Source organism: Embleya sp. NPDC025285, assembly GCF_055558835.1.
Map to the genome: position 1 here is coordinate 21387 of NZ_JBVHLU010000069.1, position 17121 is coordinate 38507.

At 70.6% G+C, this 17121-nt stretch carries 12 protein-coding genes; 8 read left to right on the forward strand and 4 right to left on the reverse strand.

From position 1 onward, the window contains the following. Positions 1-236: 236 nt before the first annotated feature. The gene (locus ACZ4FV_RS34935; RefSeq protein WP_465324385.1) at positions 237-1682 is read left to right on the forward strand and encodes a phosphotransferase family protein; all 1446 of its coding nucleotides are present in this window, start codon (positions 237-239) and stop codon (positions 1680-1682) included. A gap of 73 nt (positions 1683-1755) precedes the next feature. Here the strand turns inward: ACZ4FV_RS34935 and ACZ4FV_RS34940 are convergent, their stop codons facing one another. Beyond that, a complete protein-coding gene (locus tag ACZ4FV_RS34940) occupies positions 1756-2106 on the reverse strand; it encodes a DUF1876 domain-containing protein (protein ID WP_395861786.1) in 351 nt (116 codons plus the stop codon). Between the two features lie 1749 nt (positions 2107-3855). On the opposite strand from ACZ4FV_RS34940, the gene ACZ4FV_RS34945 reads away from it, so the two are divergent. The 7 genes from ACZ4FV_RS34945 (at position 3856) to ACZ4FV_RS34975 (ending at position 15146) form a co-directional block, all read left to right on the forward strand. Next, positions 3856-6096 (forward strand): MMPL family transporter, encoded by a 2241-nt coding sequence (locus tag ACZ4FV_RS34945; RefSeq protein WP_465324319.1) that lies wholly within the window; start codon positions 3856-3858, stop codon positions 6094-6096. A 178-nt stretch (positions 6097-6274) separates the two neighbouring features. Next, a complete protein-coding gene (locus tag ACZ4FV_RS34950) occupies positions 6275-7519 on the forward strand; it encodes a sensor histidine kinase (RefSeq protein WP_465324321.1) in 1245 nt (414 codons plus the stop codon). Between the two features lie 53 nt (positions 7520-7572). Then, positions 7573-8265 (forward strand): response regulator, encoded by a 693-nt coding sequence (locus ACZ4FV_RS34955; RefSeq protein WP_465324323.1) that lies wholly within the window; start codon positions 7573-7575, stop codon positions 8263-8265. A 941-nt stretch (positions 8266-9206) separates the two neighbouring features. Then, positions 9207-10364 carry a carboxylate-amine ligase gene (locus tag ACZ4FV_RS34960; protein WP_465324325.1) on the forward strand — a complete coding sequence of 386 codons (1158 nt, stop codon included), beginning with the start codon at positions 9207-9209 and terminating at the stop codon, positions 10362-10364. Next, positions 10352-12136, forward strand: coding sequence for an N-acetylglutaminylglutamine amidotransferase (locus ACZ4FV_RS34965; protein WP_395861777.1), 1785 nt, complete (start codon positions 10352-10354; stop codon positions 12134-12136). Before ACZ4FV_RS34960 ends, ACZ4FV_RS34965 begins: the two co-directional genes overlap by 13 nt. 5 nt (positions 12137-12141) lie before the next feature. Next, complete coding sequence (locus ACZ4FV_RS34970) at positions 12142-14202, forward strand: alpha/beta fold hydrolase (RefSeq protein WP_465324327.1); 2061 nt, start codon at positions 12142-12144, stop codon at positions 14200-14202. A gap of 623 nt (positions 14203-14825) precedes the next feature. Further along, a complete protein-coding gene (locus tag ACZ4FV_RS34975) occupies positions 14826-15146 on the forward strand; it encodes a hypothetical protein (protein ID WP_465324329.1) in 321 nt (106 codons plus the stop codon). Between the two features lie 416 nt (positions 15147-15562). Here the strand turns inward: ACZ4FV_RS34975 and ACZ4FV_RS34980 are convergent, their stop codons facing one another. From ACZ4FV_RS34980 to ACZ4FV_RS34990, 3 genes are all read right to left on the reverse strand, one after another. Then, positions 15563-16060, reverse strand: coding sequence for a hypothetical protein (locus ACZ4FV_RS34980; RefSeq protein ID WP_465324331.1), 498 nt, complete (start codon positions 16058-16060; stop codon positions 15563-15565). 168 nt (positions 16061-16228) lie between these two features. Further along, positions 16229-16387 (reverse strand): hypothetical protein, encoded by a 159-nt coding sequence (locus ACZ4FV_RS34985; RefSeq protein WP_465324333.1) that lies wholly within the window; start codon positions 16385-16387, stop codon positions 16229-16231. A 287-nt stretch (positions 16388-16674) separates the two neighbouring features. After that, positions 16675-17115 (reverse strand): YdeI/OmpD-associated family protein, encoded by a 441-nt coding sequence (locus tag ACZ4FV_RS34990; RefSeq protein WP_465324335.1) that lies wholly within the window; start codon positions 17113-17115, stop codon positions 16675-16677. Positions 17116-17121 lie beyond the last annotated feature (6 nt).

Here is a 17121-nt window from a genome sequence, read left to right on the forward strand (position 1 = left end):
CGACACGCCGGTCCGGGCGGGCGACCGCGGAGTCCAGATCGGAGCATCTCACGCCGTGCAGCCCGTCGATCCAGCCAATGTGAGAGCCCGGGTTACCCGGTTTCCGCTCTGCCCTCGGCCCACCATGCTGTCGTCGCGCACACCGCGCACACCGCGCGCACCGCGCCGGCGGGTGCCATTGTGCCTCCGGGGCCTGCCCGCCCACGTCGCACCCGCGCATGGGTTCGGTGACCACGATGGCAGGTGATCAGACGGCCGGGACCGGTCGGGGCGGCAGCGCGGGAGAGCGGTCGGGTGCGCACACCGGCACAACGACCGTTGAATGGCACAGTGCGTTGTCGGAGGCCGACATCGAGTCGATACACCGGCAGATCGATCAGGCGCGGACGCGCTGGTCGCCGGGACTCGACCGGGGAGTGGACGCGTCGACGTTCTTCACGCAACTACTGGACCGCTCGACGCTGCCGTCGAGCGTCAAGGACGCTGCGTACCGACGCGTGAGTCGGCGAGGAATTTTCCTGGACGGCTTGCGTCTCGGGCGCGGCGCCCAAAGCGCCGGCATTGTCGGGATGACCTCGATCGGTCCGGTTGTCGCACAGGTCCGCGCCGAGTACCACGAGCCCCGTGGACCGGTGCTCGCACCCTTCGAGATTCTCTCCACCCCGAACGCGCTGCGCCTGGTGAACGCTCAGTACCCAGGGCTGACGGCTCGGCTGCTCCACTACGAAGACGAACGTCTGATCGTCACGTCATATATCTCCGGTTCACATGCCGCAAGCAACGACGGAATGCGAGTCGACGCCTTGGCGCGTGCCACGATATTGAACAACTTGCCGCGCGCCCTCGCGGACTTGACCACGCTTCGCGTACCGGCGGAGGTACGTCGACATGGTCGCGTGGACTCGGTGGTCTCGGTGCTCGATCGGGCTGCCCATGTCCGGGCGGTACGGTACCCCTCGAACGATCCGCGGCTCGCCGAGTTCGGGATGACCACCTCCTTGTTCAGTCAACTGCGTGACGACGCACGGGCGTTCACGAGGCGCAGACCGGGGATTCTGCACAATGACCTCCATTACGGCAATGTGCTTGTGCAGTTCGACTCCGCGGGTGTTCGCCCGACGGGCATCAAACTGCTGGACTTCCAGGGCTTGAGCGAGGGTGATCCAATCCAGGATCTGGCTCTTGCGGCAGTGAAATTCGGCTGCACGCCGAGCGAGATGCGGAGTCTGTCGGACGCTTGGAAGGCCGAAGTCGGGAAATCCGTATCCGCCGATGTCGACCGAGACTTGCCCATCGCCATGGCGGCGTACGGGGCTTCCCAGGCGTCGGTGGTGCTTCCGAATGCCGACCACACCGTGCGGGGTACCGCCGTCCACCATCGAGCGTCGCTCGACCAGGTCATCGCCCGAAGTACCAGCATACTGAAGCCTCTGATCGGTGCGGTTCTCACCTACGCCGGCGAAACCGCGGACGTGGGGCACTGGGTCCAGCACCGCTTGGAACGCGCGATTCCACCCAACGCCGCCTTCATCGCTGTCACCGGGATGCAGCCCGCCGTGCAGACTCGGCAGCAGCGTCGTCAAACGCCCGTCCAAGGCCCCGCGTCGATGCCGCCTCATGTGACCGAGATGAAGCGGGACAGCGAGAAGTCATCAGTCGTGCGGCGCTCACGCGAAGTGTGAACACCTACCCACCTGCCGGTGGAACTTCTCCCCGCCGTGGGCGCGGCGCGGCGGGCCCCTCGGGGGATCCGGTTCACCGCGCGGGGTCGACCCAACTCGCCGCCGGCTGCCCCGCCGTGGACTTTCCGATGACCGCCTCGATGTCCTCGGCAGCCGCGTGGAGCAGTTGGTGGGCGAGGTCCGACAGGGCCCGTGCCGCGGCGAGTTCGTCGCCGATCTCCGGGACATCCGGGTCGGCGGGGTGTTTGCGGGCGGCGCCACGGCCCCCCGGTCCGGTGGTGTCGTCGGTGCGCAGCCGCGCCTCCGCATGCGTCATTGCCGTTCCACCACCGTCGGGGTCGTCGACGGCCTTCTCGCTCAGGTAAATGTCCACGGTCCAGTGCCTGGTGGTGGCCATGACGTCCGCCTCCGTCCAGATCGGCATATGACTCCAGAATCCACCGCGCCGGCGTGGGCTGCCACCGCTCGGTGGTACGCCGAGCCGCCGATCCACTCGGACAGTCGGGATGGGAATCCGGATGGTGGGGCAGGTCTGCGGGCGCACAAGCGGGCAGGCCACAGCCGGAGTCGAGGATCACCGTCTGCCCGTCCGCCCGGTGGCACGCTTTCGGCCGTCGGATCCCGGGATCCGGCACCGATATCGCGCCGAAGGGCACCCGCGACCCTCCCGTCCACCGAAGAGGTAGATGAGGCTTCGCCCTCGTGGACCCTGTGTGCGGTGGCGCGTGCCACGGCAGACCGGTGCCTCGCAGCGGGCACGAAACGCGGGCCGAGCACGCTCGCGGGCTGGGGCTGGGACGAGGACCGTGTCGCGGCGGTCGTCCTGGTCGTCTCGGAACTGCTGACCAACGCGCACCTGGCACACCGACGGAGAGGTACGACTGGCCCTGCGCCGGACCCGACGCGGCGTACGGCCGTCCGTCACCGACACCGTCACCGTCACCGTCACCGATCACCGCATGCCGACGCGCCGCGACACCGGCCCCGACCACGAGGGCGGCTTCGGCCTGCACATCCTCGACACGGTCACCACCGGCTGGGGCGTCCGGGCACACCGAGCCGGCAAGACCGTCTGGGCCGACATCGACGACCCGACCCCACCACGGACCAGCGCCCCGAGGCCGGTGCGCAGCCGATCCGGCGCCCCTCGATCCGGCGACCCTACGCCGGGGCCACCCGGCGAGCCTGGCGGCGGCCCGCCGAGGGACGCGACCACGTCGATCGGCGGTAGGGGTGCGACGGCGGGTCGCCCCATCGGCGCGCGGGTGGGCGCCGACGAGGAAGCGGCGGCGAGTGCGCGAAACCTGTCCGACCACGGCGTCGAGCGGCTCGCGCAGGACCTCGCCATGGTCGGCGACAAACCCCGCGAGTTGACCGCGCTGTGCGAGCGGCTCGCCCGCCTTCCCCAACCCACCATCGTCGTCCGAGCCCGGGACGACCGATACAGCGGAACCGGTCGAGGCCCCGGGCCCGAACTCGGCTGGGACCAGGGCGGCCGGGTCGCAGCCCTGGCCCGACTCGCGGCGAACCCCCGCACCCCGCGCGACGCCGTCATCGGCGTCCTCGAACGACTCCACCCCGCGGAGACCGCCGCCCTCGCCGAAACCGACACCGGGCCAACCAGGTCGGCGAGCTGGTCTCGGCCGTTGACCGAGATGATCTGCCGGGGGCGGAGCAGGGCGAGGGCCTCGTCAACGCGACCCCAGCCCTCCAGCAACGCGACCGCGGCAACAATGGCCGTCCACCGCCCCGTTGCCACATACGGAGCGAACACCTCCCACGCATCGGCTTCGCCGGTCCGGTCCGGACCGCCTCGCACCACGCCGAACCCGCACCACGCGACTCCGGCGGGATCAGCAGCAACCGGCACCGGCCCACCCACTATCACCGCAGGCTTCAACGCGTCCTCTCGCGCTCGACGAAAGACATAAAGTCACCCCATTCCCACGGCTCCCCGCTCGCACCGCTACCGATCGGCCGTACTGACCCGGCTGTACCACGCGCCTCTTCGTAGTTCCCGGGGAGTACGGCCAGGTGCCATCCCGGGGCCGACGATCCACCGACCCCGATTCCGGGAATCTGGTGCCCGGCCCGGCAGCGCGGCCCCGCCCGAACCGCGAGTCCGGGCGTTTCGATCATCAAGCAGGTTGTCGCACAGGAGAGTTGGGTTTTCATGGCGCGAGGGAAGAAACAGCCTGCGAGCCGTGTGGGCGGTGGCCGGGCGATCGGCCGAGTGATCCCGTGGGCGGTCATAGGCCTGTGGGTGGCCGCGGTCGCCGTACTGGCACAGTTCGCGACCGGCCTGGACAAGGTCAAGTCCGACAAGGTCGTCGACTATCTGCCTTCCGGGGCCGAGTCCACCACGGTCGCCGCGCTGGAGGACAAGCTCCCCGGCGGCGGGGTCAACGACTTCGTCGTGGTCTACCACCGGGCTGCGGGGATCACCGCCGAGGACCGCACCACGGCCGAGCGTCACCTTGCCGTCCTCGATCGGAAGTACCCCGGCCCACCCACCGACAGTGCTCCGGGCACCCCGGCCGGTGGGAACGGCGCGCAGACCCTCGGCGCCGACGGCGACAAGACCACCGGTGAGAGCGACGGTTCGTCCGGTCGGGTCCAGGGCTCCGGGGACGGCAAGGCCCTGCTGTTCGCCCACTCGGTGGGCACGGCGTCCGGGCAGCCTCCCGAGTACCTGCCCGCGCTGCGCAAGCTTCTGGAGGACCGGCCGGCCGGCCTGGAGACCAAGGTCACCGGCCCGGGCGCCATCGAGGGCGACGTCGACGCGGTCTTCGACGGCATCGACGAAAAGCTGATGATCACCACCGTGATCGTGGTGACCGTCCTGCTCATCCTCATCTACCGGAGCCCGGTGCTGTGGCTGCTCCCGCTACTCGCCGTCGGCTGCGCCACGCTGATCTCGATGGCCGCCGTCCATCTGCTCGCCAAGAACTTCGGCGTGGTCGTCAACGAACAGAGCGCGGCCGTCCTGGTGATCCTGGTCTTCGGCGTCGGTACCGACTACGCGCTGCTCATCGTCGCCCGCTACCGGGAAGTCCTCCAAGCCGAGGCCGACACCGGCCGGGCCATGCTGGTCGCGCTGCGCAGCGCCGGCCCTGCCATCATCGCCTCCGCGGGCACCGTCGCGGCCGGCCTGCTGTGCCTGCTTGCCGCCGACCTCAACAGCACCAGCGGCCTGGGTCCGGTCGGCGCCGTCGGCATCGCCTGCGCACTGACCGCCATGTTGACCCTATTCCCCGCCCTGCTGCTGGTGCTCGGGCGCTGGGTGTTCTGGCCGAGAGTGCCCAAGGTACTGGCCGCCGGCGTCACCGGCGCCGTTGCCGGGCAGGCCCGCTGGGACAGGTTGGGCGCATGGATCGCCCGCCACAAGGGCCTCGCCGCCGTCGGCTCGGTCGTCGTCCTCGGCGCGCTCGCGCTCGGCCTGCTCGGCGGACCCGGCCCCCTGCGCAGCCAGGACCAGTTCGTCAAGACGCCCGACTCCGTCAGCGGATTCACCCTGGTCACCCGGCATTTCCCGGACATCGGCGGCCGGCCGATCACCGTCATCGCACCGACCGTCAAGAAGGACGCCGTGCTCGAGGCGGCCCAGGGCGTCAAGGGCGTCAAGGGCGTCAGCCAGGTCGTTCCCGGGCGTTCCGGCGCCGAGCATGCCGAGATCACCGTCTTCCCCCAGGACGCTCCCGACAGCCCGGCCGAGCGGCGGACCATCAAGGCTCTGCGCGCGGCGGTCGACAGGGTCGACCCGGCGGCGGCCGTCGGTGGTCCGAGCGCGCAGAACCTGGACACCGCGACGACATCGGCCCGCGACGAGAAGATCGTCATCCCGCTGGTGCTGGTGGTCATCACCCTGATCCTCGGCGCGCTGCTACGAGCCGTCGTGGCACCTGTGGTACTGATCCTCACCGTCGTGGTCTCCTTCGCCGCCGCGATCGGCGCCTCCACGCTGGTGTTCGAGCACATCTTCGGCTTCAAGGGCATCGACCCCGGCCTTCCCCTGTTGGGATTCCTCTTCCTGGTCGCCCTCGGCGTCGACTACAACATCTTCCTGATGCACCGCGCCCGCGAGGAGTCCCTCCTGCACGGCACCCGCCGGGGCATCCTGGGCAGCCTCTCCTCGACCGGAGGTGTGATCACCTCGGCGGGCGTGGTGCTCGCCGCGACCTTCGCCGTGCTTGCCACCCTGCCGTTGGTGCCCATGGTCGAACTGGGCTTCCTGGTCGCCTTCGGCGTCCTGGTGGACACTCTGCTGGTCCGTTCGATCCTGGTCCCGGCCGTCGGCCTCCGGCTCGGCTCGAACCTGTGGTGGCCGAGCGCCCTCGGTCGGCGTACGGACCCCGCGGACACCGACGGGCAGGCGTCCGCCCCGATCGGCCGGGAACGGCAGCTCCGGAACTGATCCGGAATCGAAAAGGCGGTCGAGGGCGTACTCCGGTGCCGCCCTCGATCGCCTTCGATCGCCCGAACGTGCCGGCCCCTGTCCCGAAGGCCCCACCACCGCACCATCCGCACCACCGAGAGCACCACACCACCCGCGTGCGCCGAGCAACCGGACCCGCCGACGGACGGAAGAGACGATGACCACCGACTGGACCGGTCTGCTGCGCACAGCCTTCCGGCTGCGCGACATCGCCGTGGCCGCGGTACTGCTCGCCTACGCGGCCACCGCCCTCGCACTGTCCGATGGCGCGGCCGGCGCAACCCGCGGGCCCGACGTGCTCGCGCTCGTCGTGGTCGGGCTGATGACCGGGGCACTGGCGGTCCGCCGGCGGTTCCCGTTGCCCGTCCTGGTGGTCAATCTCGCCTGCGTGGCGGTCTTCCAACTGCGCGGCTACGCGGACGAACCACCGGTGGTCGCGATACTGATCGCGCTCTACACCGTGGCCGCGGTGGGTGAGCGGCGCCGCTCGGTGAAGGTCGGTGCCGTGGTCGCCGTCCTGGTGCAGGTCATGCTGGTCGGCACCGAACCCCAGATGCACTTCTCGGACGTACTCGACGCGGCGATGATGGTGGTGCTGGCGCTCGCGCTGGGCGAAGCCGTCCGCTACCAGCAGGCCTACCGGGCGGAAGTGGCCGAACGACACGCCCGCGAGGAGGTCCACCGGGCCGAGGAGGCCGAGCGGCTGCTCGGCGAGGAGCGCATACGGATCGCGCGCGACTTGCACGACGTGCTTGCCCACAGCATTGCCGCGATCAACGTGCAGGCCTCCGTAGCCGCCCATCTGCTGGGCCAAGACGCCGAGTTGGACGCGCGGACGCGCGCACTGCTGCGCAGCACCATGGACACCATCACCGAGATCTCCCGCTCCGGCGTCGCCGACCTGCGGGTCACGCTCGCCGTACTGCGCGGGCACGGCCCGGCCTCCCACGGGCCGTTGCCGGGGCTGGCCCGGCTCGGGGAGCTGGCCGACATGGTAACGGCCACCGGCGCCCGGATCGACGTGGACATCGTGGGATCGGCCCCGCCGCTGCCGGCCGGACACGACGTGACGGCCTTCCGGATCATCCAGGAGGCGCTGACCAACGTCGTCAAGCACGCCAGGGCCCGTAGAGTGCTGGTCCGGATCGAGTACGGCCACGGGCAGGTCGACGTGACCGTCCGGGACGACGGGGTGGGCCGCGTCCGCCGGCGGGCGGACGAGGGCGCGGGCTTCGGCCTGTTGGGCATGACCGAGCGGGCGCACAGCGTCGGGGGGCGGCTCACCGCGGCCGACCGACCCGATGGCGGATTCGAGGTGGTGGCCGTTTTGCCCCTGCCCGACCACGAGCGGTACCGACCGGCGGCGGCCATGCCGCAGGTCGGATCGCCCGCCGCCGAATGACGCACCGACGCCCGCCATCGGCCGGGCGCCCAACAACCGAGGAGAGGCACGGCATGGACACCATACGAGTGGTACTCGCCGACGACCAGGTACTGGTCCGCGGCGCGCTTGCGTTGCTGGTCGACACCGCGGACGGCATGACCGTGGTCGGTGAGGCGTGCAACGGGCGAGAGGCCGTCGAACTCGCCCGTGCCAACAGGGCGGACGTCGTCCTGATGGATCTGCGCATGCCCGAGATGGACGGCATCCAGGCCACCCGCCTGATCGCCGCCGACGAGGATCTGGCGGGCGTCCGGGTGCTGGTGCTCACCACCTTCGAGACCACGGAGAACGTTCTGGAGGCCCTCCGGGCCGGCGCGAACGGTTTTCTCGCCAAGGACACCAGACCGGCCGAACTCCTCGTCGCCATCCGGACGGTGGCGCAGGGCGAGGCACTGCTCTCCTCCTCTGCCACCGCCTTCGTGATCAACCAGTTGCTCAGCCGCCCCGACCACGCGGCCCATCAGAGCGATCTGGCCGTCCTCACCGACCGCGAGCGCGAGGTTCTGGGCCTCGTCGCGGGTGGTCTGTCCAACCAGGAGATCGCCGAGAGCCTGGTGGTCAGCCCGCTCACCGTGAAGACCCACGTGAGCCGGATTCTGGCCAAGCTCGGCGCCCGGGACCGACCCCAACTGGTCGTCGCCGCGTACGAGTCCGGACTCATCAGGCCCGGCTGGACCAGGCCGGACGCCTCCAGGACGCCTTGAGCGGAGATCGAGCCCCGCCATGGAGGCCATCCATGGCGGCCCCACCGCCCCCCTGCCGCCGCACCGACTGCCCACACCACCCCCGCCCCCGGCCGCCCCGCGGCGACCGGGCCAGGCGGCAGCCCCCGCGCCACCCGGATCCAGGCGCCGGTCACTCACGCGCACGGCGACCCAACGTGTCGCCCGCGCGCCGTCTTGCCCGGGCAGAGGCCGAATACGGGGCCGTGGACGCCGGGTTCTGGACCGGCATGACGCTGGTCGGCTACCTCGGCCGCGCCGTCGTCACCCTGACCCACCTCACCTGCGAGGGTTGGGCTACGACCTGAACGCGCCCGTGATCGAGCCGTGCGGGCACTGCTGGGAATCCTGGGCTGGACCCAGCGCAGCGACGACCCTGGCGGATGACGGGTTCGGATTCGCCGGGGGTCCGGTCCGGCGCTCATCGACACCTGCCCGACGTGACACTCTCGGCATCCGGTCGAACGCACCCAACCATCCAGTCACAGGCGCTGATGAACTCGGTTGGAGCAGGGCACGGCCTGCACCTGAATCCCCCGAACTGCAAACCACCGGTGGCCCAACCAAATCTCACCCACGAATGAGCCACGGTGCTTCCACCTCGCGCCCTATGCGCGTCGCAGCCCGTGAACGAAGCACCTCCCGTCGCATGGCCCGGCACCTTCCGATCGGCCATCCCCCATTCGGGTGAGGCCCACGCGCTTCGTCACCGAGCCGAGGAGCACCTCGCCCTGCGGCCCGCCCGGCGCTGCGGTGCAGGTCACACGACTGGCGTGCGAGCGGGAGGCTTGTTTCCGTCGGATGCGGGCAGCAGGCGCCCACCACGGATCGCGCAACGCGAGCCCGGCGCGCGCGGACCCGCGGGGTTTATGCGGACACGACCGCGGTGAATCGTGCCGGTTATTGATGGCAAGGAGCTTCTGGTGCTTGTTTCGTTGGGAGTCGAGGAAGAATTCCATATCGTCGGAGCCGACAATCGAAGCCTGGTACCGGAGGCGCCCGCCCTACTGGGGAAGTTGTCGAGCGACACCTACACCCAGGAGTTCCGGCGGTCCGTCATCGAGACGAACAGCGCCGTCCATCCGACGCTGGACGCGCTGCACCGCGACCTCAGCGAAACCCGTCGCACCCTCGCCGACGCGGCCGACGCCCTCGGTCTGGCCGTCGTGGCCGCCGGCACAGTGCCGCAGGCCCGCGTCGAGGACATCCAGGCCACCGACGAGCGCCGGTACACCGACATGGCCCGGGACTATCGGCTCGTCGCCGACGAGCAACTCATCTGCGGGGCCCAGGTCCATGTCGACGTGCCCGACCGGGACACGGCCGTGCGCGCGGCGGCGCTCGTGTCACCGTGGCTTCCGGTGCTGCTCGCGCTCACGGCCAGTTCGCCGTTCTGGCTCGGCGCCGACACCGGATACGCCAGTTGGCGCACGCTGTTGTGGCAGCGCTGGCCCACGGCGGGACCCATCGGCCACTTCGCGTCGGCCGCCGCATACGACGAAGCCATCGCGGATCTCGTCCGGTCCGGGGTCATCAGCGATCCCGGCATGGTCTATTACGACGTCCGGCCGTCCGCTCGGCAGCGCACCCTGGAACTGCGCATCACCGACTCCTGCCCACGCGTGGAGACCGTCGTCCTGGTCGCGGGCCTGTTTCGCGCCCTCGTCGTCGACGCGTGCGAGGCGGTTCGCGAGGACCGCACCGACTGGCCGATCGCCCGCACCGAATGGCTGCGTGCGGCAACCTGGCGCGCGGCCCGCTCCGGACTCGAAGGTGCGCTGATCGATCCGCTCACCCACGAACCGGCGTCCGCCTCCGAAGTCGTACACAGCATGCTGACCCGACTGCGGCCCCGTCTGGAAGCCCTGAGCGACTGGACGACCGTGCACCTTCTGGCCCACGAACAACTCGCCCGCGGCAGTGAGGCCCATCGGCTGCGGCGCTACGCGCCCCGCGAGCGTTGGGCCGACGCCGTCGGCGATTTGATCGCCCTCACCCGCGGTGACCGCCCTCCGACCACACACCCGCGACCCGGAACCCGAGCGACCACGAACCGAGGAGACAAGCAATGTGCGGCCTGAGCGGCGAGATACGATTCGACGGCACCAGACCCGACCTCGCCGGCGTCCAGCGCATGACCGACCGCCTGGCACCACGCGGCCCCGACGGCCGCGGCATGTGGTGCCAGGCCGCGATCGCACTCGGCCACCGCCGCCTCCGGGTGATCGACCTGTCCGAACGCGGCGCGCAACCGATGACCGACCCGGAGACGGGCCTGACCGGCGTGTTCAACGGCTGTATCTACAACTATCGCGAACTGCGGGACCGGTTGCGCGGTTTGGGCCACCGCTTCTTCTCCACCTCCGACACCGAGGTGGTCCTCAAGGCGTATCGCGAATGGGGCACCGATTGTGTCGAGCATCTGTACGGCATGTTCGCGTTCGCGATCGCCGAGCACGCGAGCGGTCGCCTCGTGCTGGCCCGCGACCGCCTGGGCATCAAACCGCTCTACCTGGCCCAGGAGCCCGGTCGCTTGCGATTCGCCTCGTCCCTGCCCGCACTGCTCGCCGCCGGCGGCGTCGACACCTCGATCGATCCTGTCGCCCTACACCAATACCTGAGCCTGCACGCCACCGTGGCAACGCCGCACACCATCCTGACGGGTGTGCGCAAGCTCGCCCCCGCCACGATCCGCGTCGTCGAGCCCGACGGCGAGTATCGCGACCACCGCTACTGGCAACCGGACTACACTCGCCGCGCCGAGCACGCCGGCATGAGCGCCGCCGACTGGCGCGACGTTCTCCTGGACTCGCTGCGAACGGCCGTACGACGACGCACCGTGGCCGACGTGCAGGTCGGCGTCCTGTTGTCCGGCGGCCTGGACTCCAGCCTGATCGTCGCGCTCCTCGCCGAAGCCGGCCAGGAGAACCTGGCCACCTTCAGCGTCGGCTTCGAATCCGAGGGAGGTCAAAACGGCGACGAATTCCACTACTCCGACCTCGTCGCCCAGCACTTCGACACCGATCACCACCAACTGCTCGTCCCGTCCGACCGCTTGTCCGCCGCCTTGGACGGCGCCATCGCCGCCATGAGCGAACCGATGGTCAGCCACGACGTCGTCGCGTTCCACCTGCTCTCCGAACAGGTCGCCAAATATGTCAAGGTGGTGCAGAGCGGGCAGGGTGCCGACGAGATCCTCGCGGGCTACCGCTGGTACCCCGACCTCGCCGCCGTACCACGTGACCACGAACCGCAGACGTACGCCGACGTCTACTTCGACCGATCACACGCCGACCTGTCCCACATGGTGCAACCGCACATGATGGCCAACCACGACGTCTCCACCGAACTCGTCACCACCCACATGGCCACACCGGGCGCGGAGACCGCACTCGACGCGGCCCTGCGCCTGGACACGCACGTCATGATGGTCGACGACCCGGTCAAGCGCGTCGACAACATGACCGCCGACTGGGGCCTGGAAGCACGCGTCCCCTTCCTCGACCACGAATTCGTGGAGCTCGCCGCAGCCTGTCCGCCCGAACTCAAGCTCGCCCAAGGCGGCAAGGGCATCCTCAAGGACGCCGGGCGCCGCGTTCTCCCGGTCGAGGTCGTCGACCGGCCCAAGGGCTACTTCCCACTTCCCGCCATCACCCACATGGCGGGCCCCGTGCTCGCGCGGGTACGCGACGCGCTGTCCTCGCCCCAGGCCGTCGAACGCGGCATCTTCCGTCCCGAATTCGTAGCCGAGCTGCTGACCGCGCCCGACACCCATCGCGCCCGTCGCGGAGCGAACACGCTGTGGCAGGTGGCCCTGTTGGAGATGTGGCTCCAGACCCACGGAATCGAGTGAACACGATGCCCGACCCGCACCGGCCCCGCCCAGGCGAGCGGGGCGGCGACCGGCTTGCCGGGCACGCGCCCGTCGCCATGGCGTTGCCCGACGCGGTCGGGGCACGCGACACCGCTCACCGGTGGACGCGGGCGCACGCCTGCGGCGGCCCGTCAGGTGACCAGACCGGCGAACACGTCGCGTTCGTGTGCGATCGGGCCGGGGTGCCCCAGGTGTGGACCGCGGCCGCCGACACCGACGAGCCGCACCTGCTCGACACCGGCTTTGACCCGGTGAACGAAGTGTCGTGGTCGCCGGACGGACGGTGGATCGCGTACACCGCGACCACCGGCGGAGGTGGACGCACGCGCGTGCTGTGCGTACGCCCGGACGGGTCGGGTCGCCGGGTGCTCGCCGACGCGCCCGCCGGCGGCTCCGCCTACCTGGGATGTTGGACACGCGACGGAAAGGCGGTAGCGGTCACCACCGAATCCGCCACCGCCGACACCCGGGCGGCCTCGGCCGCCTCGTCACCGGCCACGTCCCCCGGTGCCCGCCGCACCGGCGCACGACCGGCGCCCGGTCGGCTGATCCGGGCTCCCGCCGCCGAGCGGGGGGCAGGAGAACAAGCGGGTGAAAGCCTGTCGACCGCCTACCTCGTGGACCCCGACGGCGTCCGCTCGCCCACCCTGATCACCGCCGAGCAGAACGCGGCGACCCTGCGCGTATGCGACGTGTCGCCCGACGGACGCCTGGCCCTGCTGCGCCGCGGGCCGCGCGGGCGGCGCGAAGCGGCGATCGTGTCCACGTCCCGCGCCGAATCGGTGTGCGTCCTGCGCGCGGCGGACGGAGACCCGTGGATCGGCCGGTTCGCCCCCGATGGCCGCACCCTGTGGCTGCGCAGCGACGCCGACCGGGAGTTCGCGGCTTTGCTCCGCGTCGAACTCACCGCCACCGGTTCGCTCGCCCGTACGCACGTCGCCGCCGCACGCCAGGACGCCGACCTGGAGTTGCTGTCGGTCTCCAACGACGGCCGGACGGCTGCACTGTCCTGGAACGAGGGTGGCCGCAGCGAAGCCGAGATCGTCACGCTGCGACGATCGGGGGCCGTCACGCGCCTTCGCACCCTGCCCCTGCCGCACGAAGTGATCACCCGACTGGCACCGGCCGGCACCGACGGTTGGTGGATCGCGCTCTCCGGATCGCGGCGCCGCCCCGGCGTGTGGCGGCTTCGCGCCGAGGCGGTCGGCCCCACCCGCACTCCGTGGTCCTCGCGCGGTGCCGACGTCACGGGGCACGGCACGGCGCCGGTCGTGCCCCAACCGGTGCGGGTGCGCTCCCGGGACGGTCTCGCCTCCACCGGCTGGTACTACCGCGCCCCGGACCGCGACGAGGCCGGCGCCGCGCCGTGCGTGGTGTCGCTCCACGGCGGTCCCGAAGAGGAGGCGCGACCCGTCTTCGACGCCCTGCATCATCGCCTGCTCGCCCGCGGCATCGACGTGTTCACGCCGAACGTGCGAGGTTCCGCCGGAGCGGGCCGCCGCTTCGTCGACGCCGACCTCGGCCGCGGACGATTCCGCGCCTTCGACGATGTCGCCGACTGCGCGGCACACATCGTCCTGGCCGGATGGGCGGACCCCAACCGGCTTGCGGTGATGGGTCACTCGTACGGCGGATACCTCACCTTCGCCGCCCTGACCTGGTATCCGGAACTGTTTCGCACCGGCATCGCGATCTGCGGCATGTCGGATCTGACGACCTTCTTCGCAGGCACCGAGCCGTGGCTCGCTCGCTCGGCCGCCGTCAAGTACGGTCACCCGCGACACGACCGAGAGCTCCTGCGGGAACTGTCCCCGATGAACCGCCTCGACGCCCTGCGCGTGCCCTTTCTCGCCGTTCACGGCGAACACGACACCAACGTCCCGGCGGACGAATCCCGTCGGATCGTGCGTGCGGCGCGCGAACGTGGCATCCCCGCACGGATCCTGCTCCTCCCCGACGAGGGCCACGAGTTCCTGCACACGGACAGCCGCGTGCGCGCGGGCAACGCCATCGAACACTGGATGTCGCGCCACCTGACGGCCTGAACGCCACCCGGAACGTCACGTGAGGAAAGGTCGCGAACCGGCGTGGACAATCCTGATCACTGAACCAATGACTTCAGGAGACTGCGGCACTGAGCGCGAATCGACGACACTCTCGTAGCCGTCGTAGCCGTCGTAGCCGTCGTAACCCATGACCTCCCGGCCCGGACTCGGCGCGGACCCAACGGGCGCATGCATCCGTCAAAACGGCGCCACGCACCGCTCCCGAATCGCACCGGGATCCACCTCTAGCCGGCGGTGCCGGAGAAGCCATCCCGACGGGGCGCTCAGCCTCATATGGCCACTCGTCCTGCCCACTGTCGCCGAGGCGAGCCCCAGCGGGTGGGATGCGATATCGGCTTCCCGACGCCGGAGCTCGTGGGTTCCGCTACTTCCCATCGTGTCGGTGTTGACGTCGAGGGCGCACTCGGTTCCGCGTTGAGTCTCCTGGTCCAGGATGGTGATCCCGGGTGGTGCCGGTCGAAGGCGGAACTTCGGAACCGGTCCGAGGCATGTCCGTGAGTTGTGTGGCGGGGTGGGCAAAATGTCGCCCACTCAAGGAAGCGTCCGTAACCCCACGGGTCGTCGGCGGTGACCTTCTTGAAGACGCCCTGCGCGAGGCGGCGATGACACTACCGGTCAGCGACCTCGTGCTTCTGGCCGACCCGCTCAGCAACCCCACCCACGCCGATCAAGGCAGGCGCCGCGCCGAAAGAGGCGACCCGCACCGTCCGGACGTGGCGGCCGACCCGGGGAACACCGGCGCGTGGCCGCCCCCACCGCCCGCGTCCACCGCCCAGGCGTCACCGGAACGGGCCTCCTCGACGGCCACGGACAAAGGCATGGCCGCGGGTGCGGGTCTGCGGTGGGCCACCGCGGTCGGCCCGGCCGTATCCGGGCTCGCGCCGGGCAGCGCGATTCCCGCGAGCGTCCGCACACCCCCGTAAGGACAGCACCCGTGCGACCTGCAGCGGGTGGATCACCGACTACGCCTGATCGGAACCGCTCCGGACCCGCTCCGGCCGCACGCCGGCCGGAGCATCAGGACGCATCCCGCCGAGCGCGGACGCCGTCACAGGCGAACAGTTCCTCCACCGACTCCGTAGCCGGAAAGTCCGGGCATCGAGGGCCGTTGCAGTACGACGACCACCCATTGCCCTGCTTCGCCCGGGAGACGCTCACATCGGCGGCGAGCACCCGGCGCGCGGCGGCTTACAGTGCCGCGAGCGGCGCGTCCGGGTCCCGAGGCGCCACCGGACACGAGGGGTCCTGTAACACCGGTTGTTGAAGGCGGGCCATCCCGCTTTTTCCATGCCCGGTGGCGCTCTCGTGCGCTCCGCCTCGCTGCGTGGCAGCGAGCGCGTTACGCAACGCTGTACGGCCGTGGACCGCCGATCGCCTCGTTCATTCGCGCGGCCTCGTCGAGCGAACGCTGGACTCCCTTGCGGCTGAACACAGCGAACTGGAGGGCGAGGCTGTAGACGGCCACGGTGTGGATGCGGTCGCGGATCTCCGTCGTGTTCGCGACCTCCTGCATCTTCACTTCGCCGTTGGCCAGGCGCAGGGCGGTGACGGCGACGGCGAACTCGTGCTCGGCCGGTGCGAGGCAAGCCACCGCCTCGACCTCCCGCCGCACGGTCGCCGGGTTGCACGGGCGCTCGGTGTCGTTCAAGACCTGGCGGGTGTCGTTGTACATCGTGATGAGCACGCCCGCGGCGTACTCCAGTTGGTCCGGCTCCAGGTTCGCGAGGTGCTCGATGATCGCGGCGCGGTCGCGGGCTGCGTAGGCGCGCATCAGGTCGAGTGCCCGCCACGCGGCCTCGTTCATCCGGGGGTCGGTGAGGTGCTGGAAGTGCTGCATCGTGTCTCCGTACGCGATCGGACGTCGGTGTCTGCCGGGGTTCGGGGTCGGGGCACGGCGGCGGTCCGCCCCGGGGCGAGGCGCTTGTCCGTGTCGAGGCGGAGGGTTCCGTACGGGTTGACGTTGGACCGGGACAGCGCGGCGGGGTCGCGCCGCGCTCCTCGTCGCTCAGCTTTTTCGCCCGGCCGGTTCGGCCGCGACCTGCTGCACCAACAGGTTGTCGACGCGCGCGAGCGCGCACCGGAGCGGATCCAGGGGCGGCACCGACGTCTCGGCGTGCTCCTTGCCCCGTCCGGTCGGGGCGCCGTCCCAGCCGTGGTGGAGCACAGCGTTCGCGCTGTTCCGGCTCTCGACGACCTGGGGCCTGCCGTGGATTGGCGGCGCGGGCCGGGGCCGGCCGGATAATCGCACGCGAAGCAGATCATCACGCCGTTGCCTCCGTAGCGGGCGTGGTACTCGGTCGATCATGAGGTCCGAGGACCAGGACTCGAACCTCTTCGAATCCGACGCGCAGACGGCGCCCCGTCCCACCAAGCGGTGTCGCCGGCGACGAAAGTGCCGTTGACCGGCCTGATGACGGCGGCCAAGTCCGGCGCAAGCTCGCTTCTCGGGTATCAGCCCCGCAGAGTAACGATGGCCTTCTCGATGCGCCGACGGCGCGTCTCGGGCTTCTTCGCGCTCTCGATGGCGCGCACATGCTCGCGCTTGTGGCTGTACGCGAGGTTGTCGTACGCGGCGCGGGCCACCGGGTCGTCGTCCAGGGCCCGGGTGAAGTCCGCGTGCTCGACGACGACGCGCGGCTCGGCGTCGGGCTCCAACTCGACCTCGACCTCGGCCTCCTCGCCGATCGCGACACCGGCGGCCTGCCGGTTGGCGTTGCTCAGGACCGGCAGGTGGCGGCCTCGCAGGATGGCGACCCGGCTCTTCCAGGACTGCCCGTTGACCGTGATCGTCACCGGCGGCCGCACACCCCCGCCCAGCGCCGCTACCACCCCGGGCGGAACTTCCAGGCCCCGCATGGGCTCGGGTGGCTCGACGAGGGTGCGAAACGTCATGATCCT